The following is a 2,999-nucleotide window of genomic DNA, read 5'->3' on the forward strand; positions in this document are numbered from 1 at the left end:
TTGGTCAAGCCCTCGACCTATTAGTATCAGTCAGCTGAACATGTTACCATGCTTACACCCCTGACCTATCAACCTTGTGTTCTTCAAGGGGTCTTACTAGCTTACGCTATGGGAAATCTCATCTTGAGGTGGGCTTCACGCTTAGATGCTTTCAGCGTTTATCCCTTCCCGACTTAGCTACCCAGCTATGCTCTTGGCAGAACAACTGGTACACCAGAGGTCAGTCCATCCCGGTCCTCTCGTACTAAGGACAGCTCCTCTCAAATTTCCTACGCCCGCGACGGATAGGGACCGAACTGTCTCACGACGTTCTGAACCCAGCTCGCGTGCCGCTTTAATGGGCGAACAGCCCAACCCTTGGGACCTACTTCAGCCCCAGGATGCGACGAGCCGACATCGAGGTGCCAAACCTCCCCGTCGATGTGAACTCTTGGGGGAGATCAGCCTGTTATCCCCGAGGTAGCTTTTATCCGTTGAGCGATGGCCCTCCCACGAGGTACCACCGGATCACTAAGCCCGACTTTCGTCCCTGCTCCACTTGTGGGTGTCGCAGTCAGGCTCCCTTCTGCCTTTGCACTCTTCGAACGATTTCCGACCGTTCTGAGGGAACCTTTGGGCGCCTCCGTTACTTTTTAGGAGGCGACCGCCCCAGTCAAACTGCCCACCTAACAATGTCCAGTCACCAGTTTCATGGCGTCCTGTTAGAATTCCAGTAATATCAGGGTGGTATCCCAAGGTTGACTCCATTAGGACTGACGTCCTAACTTCCCAGTCTCCCACCTATCCTGTACAGATAATACCGAAATTCAATGCTAAGCTACAGTAAAGCTCTACGGGGTCTTTCCGTCCAATCGCGGGTAGCGAGCATCTTCACTCGCACTACAACTTCGCCGGATTTGCAGTTGAGACAGTGCCCAAGTCATTACGCCATTCGTGCGGGTCAGAACTTACCTGACAAGGAATTTCGCTACCTTAGGACCGTTATAGTTACGGCCGCCGTTTACTGGGGCTTAAGTTCACACCTTCGCTTGCGCTAAGTGTTCCCCTTAACCTTCCAGCACCGGGCAGGCGTCAGCCCCTATACATCAGCTTTCGCTTTAGCAGAGACCTGTGTTTTTGCTAAACAGTTGCTTGGGCCTATTCTCTGCGGCCTGCTCTCGCAGGCACCCCTTCTCCCGAAGTTACGGGGTCAATTTGCCTAGTTCCTTAACTGCAATTCTTCCGCCGGCCTTAGGATTCTCTCCTCATCTACCTGTGTCGGTTTGCGGTACGGGCACTACTTCTCTCTCTAGATGCTTTTCTTGGAAGCATGGAATCAGATACTTCGGTTCCGTAGAACCTTCCCCATCACGCCTCAGGATTGTTAAAGCGGATTTGCCTACCTTAACTCCCTAAACGCTTAGACTAACATCCAATAGTTAGCACATCCTATCCTTCTCCGTCACACCATCGATAATAACGATTATAGTGGTATCGGAATATCAACCGATTGTCCATCACCTACGCCTTTCGGCCTCGGCTTAGGTCCCGACTAACCCTCAGCGGACGAACCTTCCTGAGGAAACCTTAGATATTCGGCCTGTAGGATTCTCACCTACATCTCGCTACTGATGCCAACATTCTCACTTGTAATCAGTCCACCGCTCCTTACGGTACGACTTCAGCCCGATTACAACGCTCCCCTACCGCTCGCACTTAGTGCGAACCCGTAGCTTCGGTGGTAAGTTTAGCCCCGTTACATTTTCGGCGCAGGATCTCTCGACTAGTGAGCTATTACGCACTCTTTCAATGAGTGGCTGCTTCTAAGCCAACATCCTAGTTGTCTTAGAAATCCCACATCCTTTCCCACTTAACTTACACTTTGGGACCTTAGCTGACGATCTGGGCTGTTTCCCTTTTGACCACGGATCTTATCATTCGTAGTCTGACTGCCGAACTAAAAGTATGTGGCATTCGGAGTTTGATAAGGTTCGGTAAGCGCTATGCCCCCTAGCCCATTCAGTGCTCTACCTCCACTACTCACATTCGACGCTAGCCCTAAAGCTATTTCGGGGAGAACCAGCTATCTCCGAGTTCGATTGGAATTTCTCCGCTATCCACAGCTCATCCCATGCTTTTTCAACAGCAACGTGGTTCGGTCCTCCACGAGGTTTTACCCTCGCTTCAACCTGGCCATGGATAGGTCACCCGGTTTCGGGTCTACAGCATGCAACTAGTCGCCCTATTAAGACTTGGTTTCCCTTCGGCTCCGTACCTTAAGTACTTAACCTTGCTACATACCGTAACTCGTTGGCTCGTTCTACAAAAAGCACGTCATCACCCTCATATGGGGCTTTGACCGGTTGTAGGCACACGGTTTCAGGTTCTATTTCACTCCCCTCCCGGGGTTCTTTTCACCTTTCCCTCACGGTACTGCTTCACTATCGGTCATCAGGTAGTATTTAGCCTTGGGAGGTGGTCCTCCCTGCTTCCCACAAGGTTTCACGTGTCTCGTGGTACTCTGGATCAGAACTTTAGGTCTTCTCGTTTCACATACAGGACTATTACCTTCTACGGTCCAACTTTCCAGTTGTGTTCTGTTACAATAGCCTCCTAAGTTATTGTTCTGTCCGCAACCCCAAAGATAAATCTTTGGTTTGGGCTCTTTCCTTTTCGCTCGCCGCTACTAAGAAAATCGATTTTTCTTTCTCTTCCTCTAGGTACTTAGATGTTTCAGTTCCCTAGGTTACCTTCATATAGCTATGTATTCACTATATGATACATGGGGTTCACCCATGTGAGTTCCCTCATTCGGAAATCTCCGGATCTCTGGCTATGTGCGCCTACCCGAAGCTTATCGCAGCTTATCACGTCCTTCATCGGCTCCTGATGCCAAGGCATTCACCATGCGCCCTTTGTAGCTTGACCTATTTAGTCATTTCAAAATCATCACAATTTTGGTTCTCACAAAGAATAGTATTTAATAAATACTTTATTTCTTGGCTTGTTGTATCAACAAT

1 rRNA gene is annotated in these 2,999 nt (G+C 49.5%); it reads right to left on the bottom strand.

The features are described from left to right. Positions 1-2,907, bottom strand: a 23S ribosomal RNA gene (locus AC4FQ1_RS13015). Positions 2,908-2,999: the final 92 nt, after the last annotated feature.

The organism is Clostridium sp. TJA020 (assembly GCF_058310295.1).